Raw genomic sequence first — 22,788 nt, forward strand, 5'->3', positions numbered from 1 at the left:
GCCTTACCGGTGCGGCGCAGAGGTTACGCAGCGAACATACCCATGGCTGTAGGATTTATCTTAGATGGATGTAGCGATTGATATTTTAGAGTGTTGGAAAAACATACTTAACAAAGAAGCTGAAGGTCTTTCCGACAAGGAGCAATACATAACTGTCAGACACACAAAAGGGAAGCCGTGCTTCCCTTTTGTATTTAACGTTTTTCATTGAGTTCAAGGTCTTACGATAGTTCCCCCATCACAGTATGTCTCAGGGTTGGAAAATACCGTGTACACCTCAGCCAATTCACTGTTACCGGTAGCCCCAGTGTTGACGATCGTTGAGTAGGTCACCTCGCAAGGGCCAAGCACGGACTGGGTCAGGAATGGACGATAAGGAATTTCAACGACAAATCCATTGTCCTTATCCCCTTGGCTCAACGATGGGTGGGTAAAGGTCTGCGTGAATGGACCCGGTGGAAAGCCAAAGGCTTCACTGAAGATCGTAACGGTTACCGTCACGCTATTACCTACCTCCAACCTCGGATCGCCTGGAATGAAGAGCTCGGCGTAAAGCGTCGGTGGTGCTCCGGGCGCGCGGGTTCGCAGCGATTGGCAACTCCACTCGTCGTTGGCGTCAAGGTGTAAGAACTCAGCAGGCGGCAGTACGACCCTCACTGCATCGATCACGTCGACCATGGTAACGCCCGACGGGTTTTCATTCGTGGTGCCGGGTCCAATGACCACATAGCTGACGGGCTGCAGCTCATTGCCGTGGCGGGCAACGACCTCCCAAGGAATGGTGAACGTCGCGTCAGCTCCGGGCACTGTCGTGCTGAGGGGGAAAGGCCCTACTCGCTCTTTCGTAGCCCCCCACAACAGGACAAACTCGTTATTCGCATGGGGCAGCGCTGCAATGGTCCAGAGCGGGATCACAATGGTGACGGGTTGATTCGCATCGCCAATGCGCAGGGTGTTCAGCTCCGGAGTGGGCCCCCCGCCGAACACCTGCGCCAGGTTCAGCGCTGGGTTTACATCGCCGGGTTCAAGAGTGCCTGGAAGAACAGGCCCCTCCACCGACAGGTCAAGCCGCACCGTTTTATCAGGAGAAGGGAAAAACACGCCATTTCGTTCGATACGGTAGCGCAGGGTCACCGTCTGCGGCCCCAGCGTTGCGGTATATGCGTCTTTAATCGCATCATTCATGTTGCTGAAGACCACCGGAAAATCAACCAGCTCAGCGGTTTGCGGCCCAAAGGGCTGTGCTTCCCATTGCATCTCGAACTTGTCCAGGCCAGTGGCGTGGTCAGGATAATCTTCAACGTGGGCTTCAATCCCCTGACGATAATCCTGAATATCGAGAAGATCATCCGTGCTGCCGGCACGTGGTGCCGGCGCCAAGGGCAGGAACGGCTCCAAAGGCTGCGGATCGTCCAACAACGAGACTGTTCGAAAATCATTGAACGAGGGACGGCTGACGTTACCTGCCCGGTCAGTGATGGTGTAGAAAATATAATATAGCCCGCTCAGGATAATCAGGTTCCTGGCCAGGAAAAAAGTGCTTACATCAGGGGATGGCAACATAGGCACACCTGAGCCACTCACCAGATACTCGGGGCGCGGGTCCATCACCGGGCTGAAGTACACGTTAATCATATCCCCCGCTTCGAATCGCCCAGTCTGTGGACCAAAGTCATTCGGGGGGATCTGAATCTCCACGCCGCCTTGATCGATCAGGAAGGCATCGTTAATGACCGTGCCCGGCGGCACATTTGCGAAGACTGGAACAAGCGGCTGCTCGCGTGAAGTCGCTACGGCATAGGGTGCAATGGTATCAACCCGAAAAGCACCCGGGTTGGAGGAGTCAAGGGAGGGGCCTGGTATGCCGGCCTGATTACGGTATTGAGTATTCCTGAGCTCGTAGTAGCCATGTGGAAATTCAGGTACCGGCGCGGGAATAAACCTGCTGATTATCGGAGGAACGGGCGTCTGGTTGATTTGATAAGGCGCCACCAAGGTGGTCCAGGTAGGCGGGCTCACAGTGATATCCCGGATTTCAACGCCCATCCAGTCCGTGCCCCTTGATGCTGTCCCGGTCCGTAACTGAACGTTAATGCCAACACGGGCGACGACCGCCGAGATAAGGCCAGTCGCATCATCCAACGCCTCGTCAATCGTGGGTGCATTGAGAACCAAAGGCGCTGGCGTCGTAGTCGAACCACGTTTTCTACTCATTTCAGTCTCTCCTTGCTGCTTTAGAATAGGCACCGCGCGCACTGGCGGGCCGCAAACGCTCGTTCAGTCACTTGAGTTACGGCCAGGAGACTGAAACCGGGACACACTCTCTTCAGCCGAATGATTCTTCGACCAACTACATTCAGTTCAAAATGTTCTACTAAACCCGCACCCTGGCTCAGGGCTCGGGACCATTGCCGCCTTCCCAGCAGTAAACCGGGTTGGGCGGTGGTGGCGATGTAGGCACCAAACGATCGAACTGCACAAACCTGGAAGCTGAACGGCCAATGGGCGTTCGATTCCTGGACACAAGGTAATGAGCCTCTCCACCGGCATTTATTTTCAATGGCCGGATTACGCGCTCGACGTCACGAATCCAGAAGTTGTAGCCGGATGCATCCGCCACTGCATCCCAGTAATGCTCAAGGGTTTCCACAACATTCGGATCTGGGTCGACGTCCGGATACTGGCCATACCCCTGAAACCTGAGCGTGATCAAATCCCCGTGCTGGATGTTCGGGTCTGCCGGGATTGCCACCTCGACTCCGTACCAGATTGGCGGTTGGGTGCTGCAGGTCAAATACCGGTTTGGGTGAAGCAAAGCCTGAGGAAATTCAGGCCGAGTGAACTGGATGGGTGGAAGATCGGTTGCCAACCCGACCCGCGCCAACAATGAAAAGGTCGGGTTCACATTACCGGCGCGATCCTCCAAACGATAAAAACAGAAAAGCCATAGCGCGCCAGGGTAGGCGCGGAACACGTCATTGGGCACGTCCACAAAAATGCGGCCGCTATCACTGGTCAGCGGTGGCGAAACCCAAGTGGGTAGGCCGGTTGGCAGCATATTCATATCCGAAAAGTACATCAGCACCTTGTCCCCGACTTCACGTCCGAGATAGCTCTCGGGGATCTCCATGCGCACCATGGGATTTGCATCCAGATAGGGTTGGGTGATCGGATCGATCGGGAAAATGGCAGGCGCCAGTAACGAGCCGACGCCTGGAGCGTCGCGGTCGATTCTAATCGTCACGGGCGACGAGGTATCGACACTCGGGCTATCTGGCCGGGTGTTATGAATCCGGTAGCGCAGGTCAACGATGGCACTGCTCAGCAGGAACGCCTGAGGAATCGTCATGGGCAGAGGGAAGTCGGCATCCGTCAGTGGGCCACGCAGCTCAAAGTGCGGGGTATCAACGGACCTGGCACCTCGGACATGCCATTCGAAAATCACGTACTGAAACCTTCCGGGGCCGGGCAAAACCGCCCAAGGTGTCTCAAGCAAGATGCGTAGATCAGTGAAATTGAATCGAGCGGGTAATAATCCATCTGGTAATACGTCGACGACTGTTGGCGCCTCAAGCACAAGGATGCCTCCTGAGCCCGTAGGCCCATTGGCACTCTGGCCAGTAGTGGAAGTAGTCATTTAAACCTCCCGTCATTCAAGCATTTTCTAAACCGCCCCCTGCTCTCAGCGTGCCAATACCAGAGGTTCTGTTGGCGCCATTGAACACCTCCTCTGGCCCAGCCGATACTGTCAAAACTCACAGGTAGGACCACCGCTCGTCGGATCTCCCCGCTGACCAGTGGCTTCACACGACCAAGATTCTCTTGACGAAGACGATGGGCTAGTGTTTTCTGAAACCGGTTTCATCCCGTTACTCATTCCAATAAGAAAGGCTTTGCCGTGACTCCATTTTCCGCCGCCCAGCGCAGCCGCGTGACCATGCTCGACGTCGCCGAGCGAGCGCGCGTGTCCAAGGCCAGCGTGTCGCGCTTTATCGGCGATGACCGCGCCCTGCTCTCCGATGCCATCGCCCTGCGTATCGAACACGCCATCGCAGAACTCGGCTACCGCCCCAACCAGATGGCCCGTGGCCTCAAGCGTGGGCGCACGCGCCTGATCGGCATGCTGGTGGCTGATATCCGCAACCCCTACTCCATCGCGGTGATGCACGGCGTCGAAACCGCCTGCCGCCAGCACGGCTACAGCCTGGTGGTGTGCAACACCGACCGCGATGACGAGCAGGAGCGCCAGCACCTGGCAGCGCTGCGCTCGTACAACATCGAAGGGTTGATCGTGAACACCCTGGGCCATCACCTCGACCAACTGCTGGAACTGCAACGGGAAATGCCCCTGGTGTTAGTGGACCGCAAGGTCGAGCCGTTGCACAGTGACTTGGTGGGCCTGGACAACCCGGCGGCGGTGCGTATTGCGGTAGAGCATCTTGAGCAACAGGGTTATCGCGACGTGCTGTTGGTAAGCGAAGCCACCGACGGCACCAGCTCGCGTCTTGAGCGCCTGGAGAGTTTCACCACCGAGATTGCCAAACGCCCGGCGTTGACCGGTGCCGTGGTTGAGCTGAACGGCGAACTGGAAAAACGTCTGCAAGCCTTTCTCGCCAAGCCCGGCCCCAAGGCGCTGTTTTGCGCCAACGGTGTTGCTGCGCTGGCCTGCACACGTGCGCTCAAGGCATTGGGTTGCGAGCTGTTCACCGACGTGGGCCTGATTGCCCTGGATGACCTGGACTGGTACCCGCTGGTGGGTAATGGGATTACCGCCCTCGCCCAACCGACGCAAGCGATTGGCGCCAGCGCTTTTGACTGTTTGCTCAAGCGCCTGCGCGGCGATACCGCCCCCACGCGCACCCTGGATTTTTTACCGGAGCTGATTATCCGCGGCTCTACCCAATCCCCTGTGGGAGCGGGCTTGCCCGCGAAAGCGATAGGTCAGCCACTTCCAAGCTGACTGACACACCGCTTTCGCGGGCAAGCCCGCTCCCACATTTTTTGTTCTGCGCATGAAAATGAAACCGGTTTCAGAGGTAAACAACAATGCATAAATACCCCGTCTCCATCAGCCTTTCCAGCTACGGCGCCGACCTGGTTCGCCAGCAGGGTCAATTGAGTTTTGTCGCGCTGCTCAGCGCCGCCGGTGCCCAGCGCATTGAATGGCGTGAAGAACTGCTCACCACCGAGCAACCGGCCGAGCTGGCCCTGGCCGCTGCAGAACAAGTCCTGGAATCAGTATTTTCCTCGCCCTTGGAGCTGTGGGTCGCCGGCCGTGCGCAGCCCAATGTCGAGCTGGCCTCCACCCTGGACCGCGCCCAGGCCTTTGGCTCGGGCTGGCTGAAGGTCTCGCTCGGTTACTTCACCGACACAAACGACCTGGAAAGCCTGCACGCCTTGCTCAACCGCCACCCGGTCAAGCTGCTGGTGGAAAACGACCAGACCCTGCACGGTGGGCGCATTGAACCCATGCAACGGTTTTTCACCGAAGTCGAACGCCTGGGCTTGCCGGTGAAAATGACCTTCGATATCGGCAACTGGCAGTGGCAAGACCAGTCCGCGCTGACCGCTGCACGCCTGCTGGGCCGGCATGTGGATTACCTGCACTGCAAGGCCGTGGCCCGTCGCCCGGACGGCAAGCTGGTGGCCTTGCCACCCGGCGCCACCGACCTGCATCTGTGGGAACAACTGCTCAAGCATATGACTCAAGGTATTACGCGGGCGGTGGAATTTCCGTTGCAGGGCGATGACCTGGTCGAGGTCACTGCGCAACAGGTCGCCACCCTCGCCTGCCTTGGCCAACCCCGCGTGGAGAATGCGCATGTCTGAGATCGATATCCTGTCGTTTGGTGAAACCATGGCGATGTTTGTCGCCGAGCAGACCGGCGATCTGGGCCAGGTCGCGCAGTTTCACAAACGCATTGCCGGCGCCGACAGCAATGTCGCCATCGGCTTGTCGCGCCTGGGGTTCAACGTGGCATGGCTGAGCCGAGTAGGTGACGACTCCCTCGGGCGCTTTGTGGTCGACACGCTGGGCAAGGAAGGCATTGATTGCCGCCATGTGGCCGTCGACCCGTTGCATCCCACCGGGTTTCAGCTCAAGTCGCGCGAAGAGGCCGGCGCTGATCCCCAGGTCGAGTACTTTCGCAAAGGCTCGGCGGCCAGCCATTTGTCCATCGCCGATATCAGCCCTGCGTTGTTGCAAGCCCGCCATCTGCACGCTACCGGGATTCCACCGGCATTGTCCGATGCCACCCGTGAACTCTCCTTCGAACTGATGACGCAGATGCGTAACGCCGGGCGCAGCGTGTCATTCGACCCGAACCTGCGTCCCTCGCTCTGGGCCAGCCAGGCGCAGATGATCCGCGAAATCAACGCCTTGGCCGCTCTTGCCGACTGGATTTTGCCGGGCCTGGGTGAAGGCCGCCTGCTCACCGGTTTCGAGGATCCTGCGGATATCGCTGCGTTCTACCTCGACCAGGGCGCCGAAGCCGTGGCGATCAAACTCGGCCCCGAAGGCGCCTATTACCGCACCCACATGGACCAGGGCTTTATCGCCGCAGTCAAGGTGGAAAAAGTCGTGGACACCGTCGGCGCCGGCGATGGTTTTGCCGTGGGCATGATCAGTGCCCTGCTGGAAAACTCAAGCTTCCCCGAGGCCGTCCAGCGCGCTAACTGGATCGGCAGCCGCGCCGTACAGAGCCGTGGCGATATGGAGGGTTTGCCGACCCGCGCCGAATTACCCACTCGATCCGTTGCGTAACCCATTACCTGTTGCCACAACTACAACAAGCTCAGGAGCAACCCCATGGAAACCGTGAAACTCGCCACCCGTCGTTGGTGGTACATCATGCCTATCGTGTTTATCACCTACAGCCTGGCCTACCTGGACCGAGCCAACTACGGCTTTGCCGCCGCCTCCGGGATGGCCGAAGACCTGATGATCACGCCCGGCATGTCTTCGCTGCTCGGTGCGCTGTTTTTCCTCGGCTACTTTTTCTTCCAGGTACCGGGAGCAATCTATGCGCAAAAGCGCAGCGTCAAAAAACTGATCTTCGTCAGCCTGATCCTCTGGGGCGGCCTGGCGACTCTGACCGGCGTGGTGTCCAACGCCTATATGCTGATCGCCATCCGCTTCATGCTCGGGGTGGTCGAAGCCGCGGTGATGCCAGCCATGCTGGTGTACCTGTGCCATTGGTTCACCCGTGCCGAACGCTCGCGGGCCAATACCTTCCTGATCCTCGGCAACCCGGTGACCATGCTGTGGATGTCGGTGGTCTCGGGCTACCTGGTGCAGCACTTCAGCTGGCGCTGGATGTTTATCATCGAGGGCCTGCCGGCCGTACTGTGGGCGTTCATCTGGTGGAAGCTGGCGGATGAAAAACCCGCCGACGCCAAGTGGCTGAGTGAACAGCACAAAAAAGACCTGGAAACCGCCCTCGCCGCCGAACAGGTGGGTATCAAGGCGGTGAAGAATTACGCCGAGGCGTTCCGTTCGCCCAAGGTGATCATCCTCGCCCTGCAATTCTTCTGCTGGAGCATCGGCGTGTATGGCTTTGTGCTGTGGCTGCCGTCGATCCTCAAGGCCGGCTTGCAGATGGACATGGTCGAAGCCGGCTGGCTCTCGGCGCTGCCGTACCTGGCGGCGGTGATCGGGATGCTGGTGGTGTCCTGGGGCTCGGACAAACTGCAAAAGCGTAAGCGCTTTGTGTGGCCACCATTGCTGATTGCGTCCATCGCCTTCTACGCGTCCTACGTGTTGGGTGCCGAACATTTCTGGTGGTCCTACACCCTGCTGGTGATCGCCGGTGCATGCATGTATGCACCCTACGGCCCGTTCTTTGCCATTGTCCCGGAAATCCTCCCAGCCAACGTCGCCGGTGGCGCCATGGCGCTGATCAACAGCATGGGCGCGCTGGGCTCGTTCGGTGGCTCGTACCTGGTGGGTTACCTCAACAGCAGCACCGGCTCGCCTGGCGCTTCGTACCTGTTGATGAGCGGCGCGTTGCTGCTGTCGGTGGTGCTGACGATTTTCCTCAAGCCCGGCGCGAGTGACCGCTCGCCGGTGCCAACCCTGGAGTTGAAGGTAAAAACCTCATGAAAAAGTCCGTTGTGTTGTACAAGAAACTGTCCGCGCCGCTGATGGCCCGCCTGCATGAGCAGGCCGAGGTCACGCTGATCGATGCACTGGATGAGGCCGGCCTGGCCAAACTGCGCGATGCGCTGCCCAGCGCCCATGGTCTGTTGGGTGCAAGCCTGCGCCTGGATGCCCGGTTGCTCGACCTGGCACCCAAGCTGGAAGCCGTGGCCAGCGTCTCGGTCGGGGTCGACAACTACGACATCGACTACCTGACCCAACGCGGCATTCTGCTCAGCAACACCCCGGATGTGCTCACCGAAACCACCGCCGACACCGGCTTTGCGCTGATCCTGGCGACCGCCCGGCGTGTGGTCGAGTTGGCCGACATGGTGCGTGCCGGCCAGTGGAACAAGAACATCGGCCCGGCGCATTTTGGCAGCGATGTGCATGGCAAGACGTTGGGTATCATCGGCATGGGCCGCATCGGCGAAGCCTTGGCCCAGCGTGGGCATTTTGGCTTCGGCATGCCGGTGATCTACCACAGCCATTCGCCAAAGCCTGCGGTGGAGGCGCGCTTTGGCGCGCAGTACCGAAGCCTCCAGGACTTGCTCAAAGAGGCGGATTTTGTCTGCCTGACCCTGCCGTTGACCGCCGAAACCGAGAAGCTGATCGGCGCCGAAGAGTTCGCACTGATGGGGCCGGAGACGATCTTTATCAGTATCTCCCGCGGCAAGGTGGTGGACGAGGCTGCGCTGGTCGAAGCGTTGCAGCAACGCACCATCCGGGCGGCTGGGTTGGATGTGTTCGAGAAGGAACCGCTCAGCCACGACTCGCCGTTGCTGCGCTTGAACAACGTGGTAGCGACGCCGCATATCGGCTCGGCGACTCATGAGACGCGCGAGGCGATGGCCAAGTGTGCGGTGGATAATCTGCTGCAGGCGTTATCAGGCGAGCGGCCACAGAATCTGGTCAATCCACATGTGTGGAAGCGTTCTTAACACGCCAAAACTGCGGTGCCTAGCTGTGAACCTTGACAGTATCCCTGTGCTCAGAAAAGCGCTGGAATGACTTTGCGCCCCAACTGAGGCAGGGGCACTAACTCAAGGAGAGTAATGTCATGACGCCTGAAAACAGCACAGGTCCGGTTCCCGTCAAACCTGAGTTACCGGCGGAGGTCGCCAATGGCGTTACCCCCGCCTACCTGCAAGCCAACGGCGACACACTACTGGTGACAGTTCCCGTTTATCCCACGCAAGTCGTAGGAAGCAAGATAGGAATGCGGATCGGGGGGCCTGACGAAGAACCCATCGTTCCTTACGTTATTACCAGCACAACCACCGCAGCAATTGTCCCGATCACTGGCGATGTGCTACGTACCTTTCCAGACGGTGTTCACCTGATCTATTACACCATCACCAACACCTCCGGCCAAGTAAGCCCTAACTCCAAAGGCGCATTCCTGCGCCTGGCCTTGAAGACAACCACATGAGAACACGCTGAGCGGTTAGATAACGAACCTGGCCACCATCCCATTCAAATCCACCGCCAACCTCGACAGCTCATGGCTGGCCGCGCTGGTCTGGTTGGCGCCCGCCGCTGACTGGGTAGCCAGGTCGCGGATGTTGACGAGGTTGCGGTCTACTTCGCGGGAGACCTGGGCCTGTTCTTCCGAGGCGCTGGCAATCACCAGGTTGCGTTCGTTGATCAGGCTGATGGACTGGGTGATCTGCTCCAGGGCCACGCCGGCAGCACGGGCCATTTCCAGGGTGGCCTGGCTGCGTTGGTTGCTTTGCTGCATGGACTGCACCGCTTCACCGGTGCCATTTTGGATGCCAGCGACCATCTTCTCGATTTCCTGGGTCGATTGCGCGGTGCGATGGGCCAGGGCCCGCACTTCGTCGGCAACCACCGCAAAGCCGCGCCCGGCTTCGCCGGCACGGGCGGCTTCAATCGCGGCGTTAAGCGCCAACAGGTTGGTCTGCTCGGCAATCGCACGGATCACGTCGAGGACCTTGCCGATATCCCGTCCTTGAGTCGCCAGGCCTTCGATCATCACGGCGGTGTTTTGCACATCCTGGGTCATGGTCTGGATCGCGCCGACAGTATCCATCACCCGGTCGCGGCCTTCGCGCGCCACGTGGTTGGACTGCCCGGAGGCCTCGGAGGTGGAGACAGCATTACGCGCCACTTCCTCTACCGCTGCGGTCATCTCGTTGACCGCCGTGGCGGCTTGATCGATTTCATTGTTCTGTTGCTGCAGGCCACGAGAGGCTTCCTCGGTCACCGCACTCAGCTCTTCTGCCGCCGAAGCCAGCTGCGTGGCCGAGCCGGCGATATGCTGGATGGTCTGGCGCAGGTTGGCCTGCATGCTCGACAAGGCACTGAGCAAGCGCGCAGGTTCATCCTTGCCATCGTCCGCGAAGGTTTTGCTGAGGTTGCCGGCGGCGATGGTCTCGGCAACTTCCACGGCTTTGCGCAATGGCGTAACGATGCTGCGGGTCAGCAGCCAAGCCAACAGCACCGTGAGCAATGCGGCCACCACCGACACTGCCACCACACCGGTGATTGCGCCCTCATAACTTTGCCCAGCCGCCGCGTCGGCGGTTTTAGCATCGGCGGCATTGAGGGCGATCAGCTTGTTCAACTGCTCGCCCATCTGGTCGGTGCCGTCCTTGATGCGGCTGTTGATCAGCGCGCGCATTTCATCGACCTTGCCTTGCTTGGACAACACCAGCATGTCGGCCTGGGCCTTCAAGTAATTATCCAGCGTCACGCTGAAGGTCTTGTACATCACCGCCTCTTGCTCGCCCATCGATAGCTGGGCGTAATGGGCCTGGGCGGCCTTGACCTTATCGGTCAGCACGCCGATGCGGGTTTCGGCTTCCTGCAGGGCAGCCGGTTCGCGGTTGACCAACACCCGGAACGACAGGATGCGCATGCGCAGTACGTTTTCAGTGATGTTGCCCAGGGACGTCACGCTGGGCAGCTGGGTTGCGCTCATGTCCACGGAAGACTGCCGGATCTGCGTCATGCGGTTGACCGCAAACACCCCCAGGATGACCACTAACACTGCAATGAAGGCGAAGCCGAGAAACGCTCGAGGCGCAATATTCAGGTGACGAAGGGACATAGGGCTGCTCTCAGAAGTAGTGTTTGCGAACGTCCCTGTCGCGAAACGATCTGTCAGCGTCAACGCGCCGGCCAGACCTTGGTCACCACTGTTGTCGTTGTAATGTGGGCCTATATTCACTATCGGCCGGGACAGTTTTTTTGCGCAGGGTCTTTATTAATATTTTTTTACACTTCTGACGACTGACGGTTTCTGGCATTCTTCGCCTCCATTTTCCGACCCGAGCCATCATTTTGTCTGACGCTCAAGCCCCTCGCCCGCGCTATAAATCCGACCTGATCTACGGCCTGGAAGACCGCCCGCACTTCACCGCCGCGATATTTGCCGCCCTGCAGCACGTCTTGGCCAGCTTCGTCGGCATCATCACCCCGACCCTGATTGTCGGCGGCGTGTTGGGCCTCGAAAGCGAAGTGCCCTACCTGGTGAGCATGGCGTTGTTCGTCTCGGGGCTCGGCACCTTTGTGCAGGCACGCACGTTCGGGCCAGTGGGTTCAGGCCTGTTGTGCCTGCAAGGCACCAGCTTTTCGTTTATCAGCGTGATTCTCAGTGCGGGCTTTATGGTTAAGGCCCGGGGCGGCGGCACCGATGAAATCCTGTCGACGATCTTTGGCATCTGCTTTTTCGCCGCGTTTATCGAAGTAGTGCTGAGCCAGTTCATCGGCAAACTGCGCAAGCTGATCACCCCGGTTGTGACTGGCACCATCATTACCTTGATGGGCCTGTCACTGATCAAGGTGGCGGTCACCGACATGGCCGGCGGATATGGCGCTGGCGACCTGGGCGCCGCCAGCAATATGGGCCTGGCGGCGCTGGTGCTGCTGACCATCGTGGTGCTCAACCGTTTCAACAACCCGTTCCTGCGCCTGGGTTCGATCGTGATCGGCCTGACGTTGGGCTTTGTGGTGGCGTGGTGGCTGGGCCGCGTCGACATGGCCGCCCTGCCCCAGGTGCCGTTGATCAGCGTGCCGGTGCCGTTCAAGTACGGCTTCTCGTTTGACTGGGTGGCATTTATCCCGGTGGCGGTGATCTTCCTGATTTCGCCTCTGGAAGCGGCTGGAGACCTGACAGCCAATTCGATGATCTCCCAGCAACCGGTCAAGGGCCCGCTGTATATCAAGCGCATCAAATCCGGCCTGCTGGCCGATGGCCTCAACTCGGCGATGGCCGCTACCTTCAACAGCCTGCCGATGGTGACGTTCGCCCAGAACAACGGCGTGATCCAGCTGACCGGCGTGGCCAGCCGCTACGTGGCGTACTTTATCGCCGGGCTGCTGGTGCTGCTGGGGTTGTTCCCGATGATCGGCGCGGTGCTGCAACTGATGCCCAAACCAGTACTTGGCGGCGCGACCCTGATCATGTTCGGCACCGTAGCCGTGGCCGGGATCAAGATCCTCGCCGAAGCCGGCCTGCACCGGCGCAATGTGCTGATCGTGGCGATTTCCCTGGGGATGGGCCTGGGCGTCGCCGCAGTGCCGGAAGTGCTGCGCGATTTGCCCAAGGCGCTGCACAACATCTTCGAATCGCCGATCACTGTGGGTGCGTTCTGTGCAATCCTGCTGAACATTTTCCTGCCCGAAGAGTTCATAGAGCTGGAAGAAGATGAATTCGATCCGGAGTCCTCTACCCTCAAGGTCATGCAGGACCCGGACGTCACGAAACAGTAGGAGCACTTTTATATGCGCAAGCTCATGGTTCTTTCGTTGTTGTTGCTGAGCTTGAGCGCCTGCGCGCTGTTCCCCAATCGCGACCCGGTGAATATCAACGTGGTGGGCATCGAGCCCCTGCAAAGCCAGGATCTGGAAGTGCGCTTTGCCGTGAAGCTGCGGGTGCAGAACCCCAATGAAACGGCAATCGACTACAACGGCGTGGCGCTGGATCTGGAAGTCAATGGCCGGCCGTTGGCGTCCGGGGTAAGTGACCAGGCCGGCAGCATCCCACGTTTTTCCGAGACGGTGCTGATGGTCCCCGTGAGTGTTTCGGCGTTCTCGGTGTTGCGCCAAACCCTGGGCCTGAGCCAGACCCAAAGCCTGAATAACCTGCCCTATGTGCTGCGCGGCAAACTGGCGGGCGGATTGTTCGGCACCATGCGCTTTGTAGAGCGTGGCACTCTGGATTTGCCCAATACCGCCACCTGGTGATGCGCGAGTGATCTGATCCAAATCTGCGAAATGCAAGCTCGCGCCTACAAAAGCCTTGGGTTGACCCGGTTCAATCAGTGATGTAGCGCACGCCTGACTTGGCGCGCTCGTCCACCACCAATTCAAAAATATCCGGCCGAGCGTAATGCCCCACTACGTCGTAGTCGTAGCGTGCCCGCACCAGATCATCTGTATCGATCTGCGCCGTCAACAAACCCGCCTCCCCCAGCAACGGCCCCGCCAAAATATCGCCCATGGGACCGACGATCACGCTGCCACCGGCAATCAACGGGCGCTCCGCCGGCCAGTTGGCAACCTCCACACCCAAGGCCTGCGGTGATGCCTGCACCTGGCAGGCGCTGACCACAAAGCAACGGCCTTCATGGGCAATATGGCGCATGCTCACCTGCCACATCTCGCGCTCGTCCACTGTGGGCGCACACCACACCTGCACGCCCTTGGCATACATCGCCGTGCGCAACAGCGGCATCATGTTCTCCCAGCACACCGCCCCGCCGATACGCCCGACAGCCGCGTCAATCACCGGCAAGGTTGAGCCGTCGCCCTTGCCCCAGATCAGCCGCTCAGTGCCGGTCGGCATGAGTTTGCGGTGCTTGGCGACCAAACCGCTCGACGGTTCGAAATACAGCACGGTGCAATACAGCGTGCTGCCACTGCGCTCGATCACGCCGAGCACCAGGCTCGCACCGGTACGCGCCGATAACCCGGCCAGCGCCTTGGTCTCCACGCCCGGCACGTCGATGGCATTGGCAAAGTACCGCGCAAAGGCTTCACGGCCTTCGGGCAGGCGATAGCCCAATTGCGTGCCGAAGCTTTCGCCCTTGGGATATCCCCCCAGCAACGCCTCAGGCATCACCACCAACTGCGCGCCACTGCGCTGTATTTCATCTTCATAGGCCAGGATCTGCGCCAGGGTTTGCGCTTTGCCGCCAGGCAAGGAGCTGATTTGCAGGGCTGCGACGATCGATACGGGCATTGTGCTCACTCCGGTAATAAGGGTTGCCCATTCTCCGGCCAGACTCGATCATGAATAAAGCCCACCTCAGTGCTAAATGATATGAGCCAAATGAATATCGCCCAGGTTGACCTGAACCTGCTGAAAACCTTCGAAGCCCTGCACGACGAGTCCAGCGCCAGCCGTGCTGCCTTGCGCCTGGGCGTTACGCAATCGGCAATCAGCGCCGGTTTGCGGCGTTTACGCGAACTATATGGCGACCCACTTTTCGTACGCACCGGTCGCGGCCTGGCGCCCACCCTGCGGGCCAATCAGTTGAAACCGGTGATCAGCGAGGCATTGGACCGCTGCCGACAAAGCCTGGCGATGATCCACCCGGATAACCCGCATTATCAGGGGCGATCGGTGGTGTTAGGTCTGTCAGACGATTTCGAAATCGCCTACGGCCGGCAGCTGATGGACGCCATTGCAGAGCGCCTGCCGAAACTGCGGGTGATCTTTCGCCAGACCCACAGCCAGATCGTTGCGGCTGCCCTGCTCGACCGCAACCTGGACCTGGCCATTACCGCCGGCGGGTTTGCCGAGCGCAGGCTGAGTCGGCAAGTGCTGGGCGAAGGTGACTACCGTTGCCTGGTTGACCCAGGTAGCCTGGCGCCCGATCAGCAAGGTATCGAGCTTGCAGAATTCATCGCACGCGACCATGTGCTGGTGTCGTCAGGCGGGTTTATCGGTATTACCGATGAAGGGTTGGCGGCGCAGGGCTTGAGCCGCCAGGTATGTGCGTCCACCAGCCACTTTGCGGCGCTGCCGTACCTGCTCAAAGGCAGCGCGGCGGTGGCGACGATCCCCGGTCATGCGGCCCAAGCGATTGCGCAGATGACCGGCTTGCGTGTGCTGCCCTGCCCGCTGGCGCTGCCGCACTACCCGGTGGAGTTGGGCTGGCGTACCCAGGCCCAGCTTGATCCGCTGTTGCTCAAGGTTCGCGAGGCGATCGTGGCGTGCTTTATTTCGCCGCTGCCATCAGCTTGTTGACTTCACTGCGCACCATGTTGGAAAACTCCGGCGGCGACATGCCGTCAAGTTCGGCGCGCACCCACTCGGCCCATTTTCCCTTGCGCTTGGCGCGCTCGCCGAACAAACGGGCCGCTTCGCCCTTGGCTTTGCCCAGGTTGGTTTGCCAAAGGTCGTAGAGGCGCGACTTTTCGTCTTCCAGCTCGGCGCGTTCGGCGAGGGTCTTGTTGGCGAGATTGAAGCTCATGTTGAATTACCTGCTGCACAAATGACTGACATCTTACACTGTAGGCCCAAAGGGCCTGATCACCATTGTGCCGCAAATGGACGGCTCGCAAAATAACTGCAACTTTTGCCGCTGCCCGATACTCCATTGTTCACTGTCACATTCACTTGCAAGGAGTCACACATGGCCCGCAAAACCGCCGCCCAAGCCGTCGAAGAACAAATCAAGGATCAAGCCTTCAGCGAACTGACCGCGCTGATCGAAGAATCGGACAAACTGCTCAAAAGCAGCGCATCCCTGGTAGGCGAGGAAGGTGAAACCCTGCGCGAGCAGGTTGCCATCAAACTCAAGCAAGCCCTGGATTCGGTGTCCAGCGTCCGTGAGCGCAGCAAGCCAGTCGTGGACGCCACCGAGACCTACATCGGCGGTCATCCATGGCAGACCGTGGCCATTTCCGCAGGCTTTGGCCTGGTGGTGGGTCTGCTGCTGGGTCGCCGTAACTGATCAGCACGGGCTGCGCCCATGGCGCAGCCTGTTTCACCCCGCCGCCAGTTCTCGCAGTTGCCGAAGGTCCTGCGCGTCAAGCTCTATGCCTGCTTCCTGCGACTCCGCCCGTGTGCGATGGCGCCGATCCCCCGGTAATCGCCGTAACCCCGCCGCATGCATCTGCCGCACCAGTTCCTGGCTGCGCTCGGCAAAGCTTTGCCCGGCGGTTTTGCGCGGATCGATCACTATCAGTAATTGGCCGGTCCAGGGCGTACGCGCTCCCGGATGATCGGCCCAATTGAATTCGAACGAAAAATTGCCGCCTGTCAGTGCCGCCGCCAGCAACTCGACCATCATCGACAACGCCGACCCCTTATGCCCACCAAATGGCAACAGCGCGCCCCCCTCCAGAATGGCTTTCGGGTCCTGGGTCGGCTGGCCCAGGCTATCGACGCCCATGCCTGGTGGGAGCCGTTCGCCTTTGCGCGCGGCGATCTGCACGTCGCCATGGGCGATGGCGCTGGTGGCCAGGTCGAACACAATCAGCGCGCCATCGGCCCGCGGCGCAGCAAACGCGATGGGGTTGGTGCCGAACAACGGGCGATCAGCGCCATGGGGTACGACGCAGGTCATGCTGTTGACCACACTGAGTGCAACCAGCCCTTCTTCGGCGAAAGGTTCGACGTCCGGCCACAAGGCAGCAAAGTGATGGGAATTGTGGATAGCCAGTAACGCAATGCCGGCGCTGCGGGCCTTGCTCACCAGCAACGCACGCGCGGCCGCCAGAGCGGGTTGGGCGAACCCATTGGCGGCGTCGACCCGTACGAAGCCTGACGCAACGTCGGTCACGATCGGCACGGCGGCGCCATTGACCCAACCGCTGGCCAGGGTCGAGAGGTAACCCGGGATACGAAAAATACCGTGGCTATGAGCGCCATCACGTTCAGCGCTGGCGCAATTGTGCGCAAGGATCGCCGCCACTTCTGGCGAGGTGCCGTGCCTGACGAAAATCTGTTGGAGCACCCCCACCAACTCAGTGAAGCTGATGAAGGCCGTGACAACTGTCGGAGACTGCGCAGACATTTGAAGCTCCATTTTTATGATTGGAAGGGGCAACGAATGGACATCCAGGCCGTCGATTAAACACCACCTACAGCGCTCACTGTCAACTTACGACGAGACTCAATAGTTACCCCCGCCAGTCATCGGTGCCTGCCTACCCTGTGTCTTCCTATTCACGCTGGAGACAGGCGATGACCCGTGTCACCCCGCCCTATTTTTTCGACGAGTTCCTGCTACCCGTCAATCGCTCGACATTGAGCGAGCGCGAACGCGCCCTGGGGTTCACCGTCAAGGATCTGGAATGGCTGCACGGCGTGTATTACGCCAGCGACGCCAGCCGTCAGGATACCCGCCTGCAAAGCCCGCCCATGCGTGTAGAAAAGCTAATGATCAATGTGTCGGGGCAGGTTGCGATCCCACTGGCCGGCGCGTTTGTGATGAGTTCCACGCCCGACGGTGCCAAGGCTCTGCTGTACACGCCTTATGGCGGTATCCAGGTGTTTGACAGCCATGCCTCGCTGCTTGCCGAGGTCAGTCAGGCGTTGGCTGATTCGGTACAGCGCGTGGAGTTGCTGAGTTTTCTGTCGATTGCACAGCGCAACAGTCTGCCAGCGGATAGCGCTCTGACACTGACCACTTCGCCGGTCCTGGGTGCGGTCATGCAAGACCAGGAACAAACCCTGCAGGCCTGCCAACAGGCCAACGTGCAAGCAATGCTTGAGCACTTGCAGAGGACCCCGACCTTGTCCGCCATGCTCGACACATTGCTCGGCATCATGGCGCACCCTCATTTCCCCGGCCTGGATCAGCGGCAAACGCAAGTGAACTGCTTTCTCCAAAGCCCGACGGATGCCGATCGACGCTGGATCGACTCCCTGTCGTTACGTGATGCGTTATTGCAGTTCTATGTCAAACATGCCTGGCCCTTGGGGCAAACTCGCGAATTCATCAACCCCAAGCACGTCACCAGCCACTTCACCCAGCCCCAGTTGCAACAAGATCGCGAGTATTGGGACACGCTCATCGAACAAACCTCCGGTACGCTGTCCAAATTGCTGGAGAGCCTGCTACAGACCTACTGGAACGAAGACATCGACAGCGGCACCTCACGCCTTGACCTGTTCGCGCAAATCCTGGCTGACAAGTTCCGCCTCGATGTGCTGCTCAAGCGCCAGAACGGCATCCTCAGTGCTGACGAAAGCCATATGCTCCAGGCCCTGCTCCTCAGCGACCAGGGCGCTCGCAGCACCTACGCCGCCAAACTGAGCGTAGAAAAAGTGCGCATCTACGCGCCCTACCAGCACTACGTGGAACTGGCCAGTACCCTGATGCTGCATGACAGCCATGCCTACCTTTACACCCAATCCCGTGGCTTGCAGGTACTTAAGGATCTGGACGATCTCAAAGACACGCTATTGACCATGCTCACCGCCGCCGGGCACGAAGATGAACTGCTCAATTTCCTCTCTCTGGACGAGCGCAACACCTTTATCGGCCTGGACCAGATCAACGTTGCCGCACACCCCGTCACCGGGCACGTGTTCACCGACATGATCGAAGACATCGCCGCCAAGCAGACCAGTAATATGAACCATGCCCTGAGCCTCTATCGCAGCAGCGCCGGCCAGGTGGACCTGGAAGCATTGCTCGATTACGCCCTGGACATCCGCACCATGCTCGACAGTCGCCTGGCCGACCTGGACACCGATGGGCGCTGGACGATACATCCCGTCAGCAGCGGCAATGGCCGCCCCTCCACGGTGCAGGCCGAGCGCGCCAAGCTGCACCTGCAACGCCTGCGCGCTGCCCAAGAAGGATTGCAGATCGAGCGCCTTAAGCACCCGACACTGCGCAGCATGGCCACCCTGGCCCTGAACACAGAACTGCAAACCCAACGACTGGACCTCAAGGCCGACGAGATTTATGTCAACACTTACGCGTCCCGCGCCGAGCAGCGTGAGGAGCGCGCGCCTGTGTCTTCGCTGAGCATGGTTGAACATTTCATCGAGCGCCTCGGCCAGAAGAGCAAGCCGCTCCCAGTGTCTTCCAGAACTGGGTTTTACGCAGAACGCAACCAGGGTGTCGCCCTGAAGCTCAATAACATGCCCCTCAAAACCTTCAACAACATGATCGAACGGGTCTTGAAGGTGTTTGCCGGCCACGAGATGCGTGAACTCCCGCGCCTGTTCCTGAACAATATCCGCGATAAACACGCGCACTCGATGCTGTTGGGCTTGCGCAGCGAGGCTGAACTGCGACTGCTGGGTAAAACGCTGACGCACCGCAGCAACGCCATTCTTGATGCGGTCCTGCGAACTGACAGCCTGGCGCGCCTGACCCGACATGGGATCAACGGGTTTCTGCCGGATGCTTATGCGCTGGCATTGCACAAGGGTACGTCCGACGCGCTGCTGCCGCTGGCCAATCTGTTTGTACTGACCGAACGTGGCGGCCTTGACCCCAAGAATTCGGGCCAGGCGATCCTATGGACGCCTCGGCGTGGTCATGAGGTTTTTGCGTCGGTCTCGGCCCTGCGCGAGGCGCTCACCCAGCGCCTGGCGCATCCGATCAAACGACTGTCGCTACTGGAGAATCTGTCATTGTCCCAGCGCGTGCCTCATCAGGCGTATCGCCTGGCTGCGCTGCAACGTATTGACGATAACCTGCTGGACAATCGCCTGAAAACCTACGGCGATTACGTCATGGACTCGGTAGACCGACTGCTGGCCATGGACTTGCCGGCGCGCGCCGTGCAGGACCGCCTGGATGAGATCCTGCAGATCCCGGCGCCCACCAACCTTGCACGAGCCAAGGCGCTGGCCGATGCCATGGTCACCCAGCAGGCCCTGCCCGTGTGGCTGGCAATGGCGCCCGCCAACGAGCAGATCTACCATGCAGAACTGCTTGAGCAATACCACAACAGCGCCCCGGAAGAGGAAGACTACCTGCAGGGCATCCTGTCCCTGCGCGAGCACACCTTTGGCGCCCTGAGCAAGCTGCTCCAGGCACGCTTCCCCGAACACACACTCAGCCCCGATGACGTGCTGATTCCCGTGCACCAGGCCCTCGACATCCATGACTACAGCCTGACCGATTTTGCCTTGCGTCACTGGCCGGACCTGAACAACCAGACTATCGGCCCGCGATCGCGCACCGCCACACCGCTGCCGGACACCCTGGATGCCAATGCGCTGGTTCAACTGGTGCGGCAACTGGACTTGAAATCGGTGTACCAAAAGCGATTGCAAACCGAGATGGACACCCGCACGGAAGCTGCACGCAAACGCCGGCGCCTGTTCTGTCGGCAACTGCCATGGCAGGTGTTGCAATACGCCCACGAGCAACATCTGCAAGAACGCCTGTCAAACAAGGCCTTGGGCTTGGTCCAGCAGGTGTTCGACATGCCTGACGGCCTGGCACGTGCGGCGTTGAAGGACGTATCGACGCTGATCCGGCCCGTTGAGCTGGTGGCGACTGCAGGCGCTACTGCCGCCAAGGTATTGGGCATGTACCTGATCAGCCCTGGAGGTAAAGAGGCCGGTCCGGTAGTGCTCTATGCGCCCTACAGTGAAAACCACGTGCTCAAGCAATATGACAACGAGCAAGCGCTGCTGGATGAGGTGGAGCGACCAGGGGAACTGCAGGACTGGGTCATTCAGCACCTGGAAGATCCGCACCAGGCCGTTTACCGCAGCTTGCTGCAAAACAACCTTCATCGCTCTTCGGATATGAGCCTGGCCTCATCTGCCGTGACCGGCAACCTGCTGCACTATTTATTCAGTGAGAACACGCTGATCCTGCTAAAAATGCTCGCCTGCCAGTTCGAAAAAGGCTCCAAGCTGCTTTGGGATAAAGTGGTGGGCGTGTTCGGCAAGGGCATACCCACGGCAGTGCACTTCATGGCGGGCAAACTCGCCTATCCACTTGTGGTCTGGCGCAGCTACCAGTTAGTCAAGCGCTCGGCTGAAGCGCTGCAACTGCACCAGTGGAAAGCCGCGATGAAGGACTTCAGCCTGGCCGTGGTGCAAATGGCCGCCCTGTACAGCGAGCTTGATGGCAGCGAAACCCCACCGCCTGATGACGCTGACCTGGTCGACCTGCCGGAAGGCGGCCTGCCCACCGCCACTGCCCCGGGCCTGCGGGACGTCACCGCCACTTCGCGAACGCGGTTGCAGCGCTTGGAGGGCTACGACATCGCCCTGGAGGACCTTGAGCTGGACACCTCCACCCATGTCTACAAGGATAAGGCGAGCGCCAAGAGTTACGTGCCGCTGGCAGGCAAGGTGTATCCGGTGAAGAAAACCAAGGAGCACTGGCGCCTGGACAACGACGATCAGCAGGGCCCCTACGTCGGTCGCAATGCTGATGGCAAATGGGTAATGGACCTGAGCATACACAAGCCCCGCTTCGGCCAGGCCTGGACGCGGCAAAAAGTGCGACGAGCCGAAAGGCGCGACATCAATATTGAAGCGCAGGGCATAAGGGCGATCGCTGCAGTGTCAAGCTGGAAAGCCCAAGTCATCGACGAAGCCTTGAACGTATCGACTTACTACGCCGTCAACTGCAAGCGCAACATCCATCACTTTGCAGAGCTGCTCAAGCCTGATAGCCGGGTAGGCCTGTTTTTGTGCGACCTGTTCGGCACTCTCAATCTGAACCCGGCCCAAGTAAAGAAAATCGAGGACATCATCGATGGAATACTGGATGAGCTAAGCGACCCCACCTTGATCGGGCCTGACTCAATGCGCTTTGTCAGCGGTGAAAGCGTGAAAGCCCCCACCACTGATTACGCGATGGTGCTTCTCGGTGACAGCGAGCGCAAAGTGTACTTGTTCGAAAGGTTCTTCCATCCAAACCTGGCTGAATACGCCACCATACTGAGTGAACCTTTCGACATGTTCGCCCATGCCAGAGCCTCTACCCTGATCCATGAGCTGACGCATCTGCGGTTCAAGACAGAGGACATTGCCTACCTGCGGAGCCTGGAGCCATTCCGAGACCTGATCGATACGGCAAAGCCGGGTGCTCAGGCGGTGAAGACGCGCCAAGATGATTTGCAAACGAGCGGGCTGTCGACGTTGACGCCGGCAACTATGCTATTCAAGGCATGGGATGACATATCCAATACCTGGGAGGATTACGGCTTTCTCACCGCCACCAGCTTCCTCAAACGCAGAGTCCTGAATATCACGGGTGCCAAGACCCTGAATGAGGCCCGAGAAGTTTTCATGAGCAATGTCGACAAGCGTATTGACGTCATTCTATCCAACGCCGACTCAGTCAGTTACCTGATTACACATCTGGGGAGAATGCTGGATGAGGGGGCCTGAGCAGGCCCCCAACACGTGAATCAATCTTTCTGGTCGCGCAGGACATTGCCCGAGGCGCCGTCGATTCGTGCTTCATACACCACGCCGTCGGATTTACGGCCTTTGACTTCCCAGTAGCCGTCGTTATCGGCTTCGGCGGCGTAGACCTCGACATACCCAGCCTTGGTCTTCGCCACTTCAATAGCTTTTTCAATCGGAATCCAGCCCGCACCCGGCTTGTCTGCCAGCGCAGCGCCGGCGCTCAACAGCGCGGTGGTTGCACACAGGGCGGCTAAGGTTTTCTTCAACATTTTCGTACTCCTTGGTGGATGACAGTGTGTTTCCTGATTTTTTAGGCGCGTTTAAACAA

At 59.5% G+C, this 22,788-nt stretch carries 18 protein-coding genes; 11 read left to right on the forward strand and 7 right to left on the reverse strand.

Annotation, left to right across the window (positions count from 1 at the left end; translation table 11 throughout):
• Positions 1-213: 213 nt before the first annotated feature.
• Both E4O98_RS23270 and E4O98_RS23275 read right to left on the reverse strand, forming a co-directional pair.
• Positions 214-2,214: a hypothetical protein gene (locus E4O98_RS23270; protein ID WP_032875827.1), complete on the reverse strand. Its 2,001-nt coding sequence runs from the start codon at positions 2,212-2,214 to the stop codon at positions 214-216.
• Between the two features lie 178 nt (positions 2,215-2,392).
• Positions 2,393-3,637, reverse strand: coding sequence for a hypothetical protein (locus E4O98_RS23275; RefSeq protein ID WP_032875830.1), 1,245 nt, complete (start codon positions 3,635-3,637; stop codon positions 2,393-2,395).
• 261 nt (positions 3,638-3,898) lie between these two features.
• Between E4O98_RS23275 and E4O98_RS23280 the strand changes: the two genes are divergently transcribed.
• From E4O98_RS23280 to E4O98_RS23305, 6 genes are all read left to right on the forward strand, one after another.
• A complete protein-coding gene (locus E4O98_RS23280; protein WP_348984641.1) occupies positions 3,899-4,960 on the forward strand; it encodes a LacI family DNA-binding transcriptional regulator in 1,062 nt (353 codons plus the stop codon).
• Between the two features lie 86 nt (positions 4,961-5,046).
• Complete coding sequence (locus E4O98_RS23285) at positions 5,047-5,829, forward strand: sugar phosphate isomerase/epimerase (RefSeq protein ID WP_248136352.1); 783 nt, start codon at positions 5,047-5,049, stop codon at positions 5,827-5,829.
• Positions 5,822-6,763, forward strand: coding sequence for a sugar kinase (locus tag E4O98_RS23290; protein ID WP_103734312.1), 942 nt, complete (start codon positions 5,822-5,824; stop codon positions 6,761-6,763). The genes E4O98_RS23285 and E4O98_RS23290 overlap by 8 nt, the downstream gene beginning before the upstream one ends.
• A gap of 45 nt (positions 6,764-6,808) precedes the next feature.
• Positions 6,809-8,101, forward strand: coding sequence for an MFS transporter (locus tag E4O98_RS23295; protein WP_032875841.1), 1,293 nt, complete (start codon positions 6,809-6,811; stop codon positions 8,099-8,101).
• On the forward strand, positions 8,098-9,078 hold the full coding sequence (locus tag E4O98_RS23300) for an NAD(P)-dependent oxidoreductase (RefSeq protein WP_248136354.1): 981 nt from the start codon (positions 8,098-8,100) through the stop codon (positions 9,076-9,078). The genes E4O98_RS23295 and E4O98_RS23300 overlap by 4 nt, the downstream gene beginning before the upstream one ends.
• Positions 9,079-9,197: 119 nt before the next feature.
• Positions 9,198-9,569: a hypothetical protein gene (locus E4O98_RS23305; RefSeq protein ID WP_078821490.1), complete on the forward strand. Its 372-nt coding sequence runs from the start codon at positions 9,198-9,200 to the stop codon at positions 9,567-9,569.
• A 15-nt stretch (positions 9,570-9,584) separates the two neighbouring features.
• Here E4O98_RS23305 and E4O98_RS23310 read toward each other — a convergent pair whose 3' ends face one another.
• Complete coding sequence (locus E4O98_RS23310) at positions 9,585-11,210, reverse strand: methyl-accepting chemotaxis protein (protein ID WP_103734313.1); 1,626 nt, start codon at positions 11,208-11,210, stop codon at positions 9,585-9,587.
• Between the two features lie 233 nt (positions 11,211-11,443).
• Between E4O98_RS23310 and E4O98_RS23315 the strand changes: the two genes are divergently transcribed.
• Together E4O98_RS23315 and E4O98_RS23320 are read left to right on the forward strand one after the other, a co-directional pair.
• A complete protein-coding gene (locus tag E4O98_RS23315) occupies positions 11,444-12,874 on the forward strand; it encodes a nucleobase:cation symporter-2 family protein (RefSeq protein ID WP_103734314.1) in 1,431 nt (476 codons plus the stop codon).
• A gap of 12 nt (positions 12,875-12,886) precedes the next feature.
• Complete coding sequence (locus E4O98_RS23320) at positions 12,887-13,348, forward strand: LEA type 2 family protein (RefSeq protein ID WP_005788636.1); 462 nt, start codon at positions 12,887-12,889, stop codon at positions 13,346-13,348.
• Positions 13,349-13,418: 70 nt separating this feature from the next.
• On the opposite strand, the gene E4O98_RS23325 is transcribed toward E4O98_RS23320, so the two are convergent.
• Complete coding sequence (locus tag E4O98_RS23325; RefSeq protein WP_248136356.1) at positions 13,419-14,345, reverse strand: carbon-nitrogen hydrolase family protein; 927 nt, start codon at positions 14,343-14,345, stop codon at positions 13,419-13,421.
• A 90-nt stretch (positions 14,346-14,435) separates the two neighbouring features.
• Here E4O98_RS23325 and E4O98_RS23330 point away from each other — a divergent pair, with 90 nt between their 5' ends.
• Positions 14,436-15,356, forward strand: a complete 921-nt coding sequence (locus E4O98_RS23330) for a LysR family transcriptional regulator (protein WP_032875858.1) — start codon at positions 14,436-14,438, stop codon at positions 15,354-15,356.
• On the opposite strand, the gene E4O98_RS23335 is transcribed toward E4O98_RS23330, so the two are convergent.
• The gene (locus tag E4O98_RS23335) at positions 15,328-15,582 is read right to left on the reverse strand and encodes a hypothetical protein (RefSeq protein WP_003190904.1); all 255 of its coding nucleotides are present in this window, start codon (positions 15,580-15,582) and stop codon (positions 15,328-15,330) included. The two genes, E4O98_RS23330 and E4O98_RS23335, sit on opposite strands and share 29 nt — an antisense overlap.
• A gap of 162 nt (positions 15,583-15,744) precedes the next feature.
• Between E4O98_RS23335 and E4O98_RS23340 the strand changes: the two genes are divergently transcribed.
• Complete coding sequence (locus E4O98_RS23340; protein WP_032875861.1) at positions 15,745-16,065, forward strand: DUF883 family protein; 321 nt, start codon at positions 15,745-15,747, stop codon at positions 16,063-16,065.
• A 33-nt stretch (positions 16,066-16,098) separates the two neighbouring features.
• On the opposite strand, the gene E4O98_RS23345 is transcribed toward E4O98_RS23340, so the two are convergent.
• Positions 16,099-17,130, reverse strand: a complete 1,032-nt coding sequence (locus tag E4O98_RS23345) for an Ldh family oxidoreductase (protein ID WP_248136358.1) — start codon at positions 17,128-17,130, stop codon at positions 16,099-16,101.
• A 170-nt stretch (positions 17,131-17,300) separates the two neighbouring features.
• Between E4O98_RS23345 and E4O98_RS23350 the strand changes: the two genes are divergently transcribed.
• On the forward strand, positions 17,301-22,439 hold the full coding sequence (locus E4O98_RS23350; protein WP_248136360.1) for a DUF6543 domain-containing protein: 5,139 nt from the start codon (positions 17,301-17,303) through the stop codon (positions 22,437-22,439).
• Positions 22,440-22,459: 20 nt separating this feature from the next.
• Here E4O98_RS23350 and E4O98_RS23355 read toward each other — a convergent pair whose 3' ends face one another.
• The gene (locus E4O98_RS23355) at positions 22,460-22,729 is read right to left on the reverse strand and encodes a PepSY domain-containing protein (protein ID WP_032875869.1); all 270 of its coding nucleotides are present in this window, start codon (positions 22,727-22,729) and stop codon (positions 22,460-22,462) included.
• Positions 22,730-22,788 lie beyond the last annotated feature (59 nt).

Origin of the sequence: Pseudomonas sp. W2Jun17 (assembly GCF_023127795.1) — a bacterium.
Classification (GTDB): domain Bacteria; phylum Pseudomonadota; class Gammaproteobacteria; order Pseudomonadales; family Pseudomonadaceae; genus Aquipseudomonas; species Aquipseudomonas synxantha_A.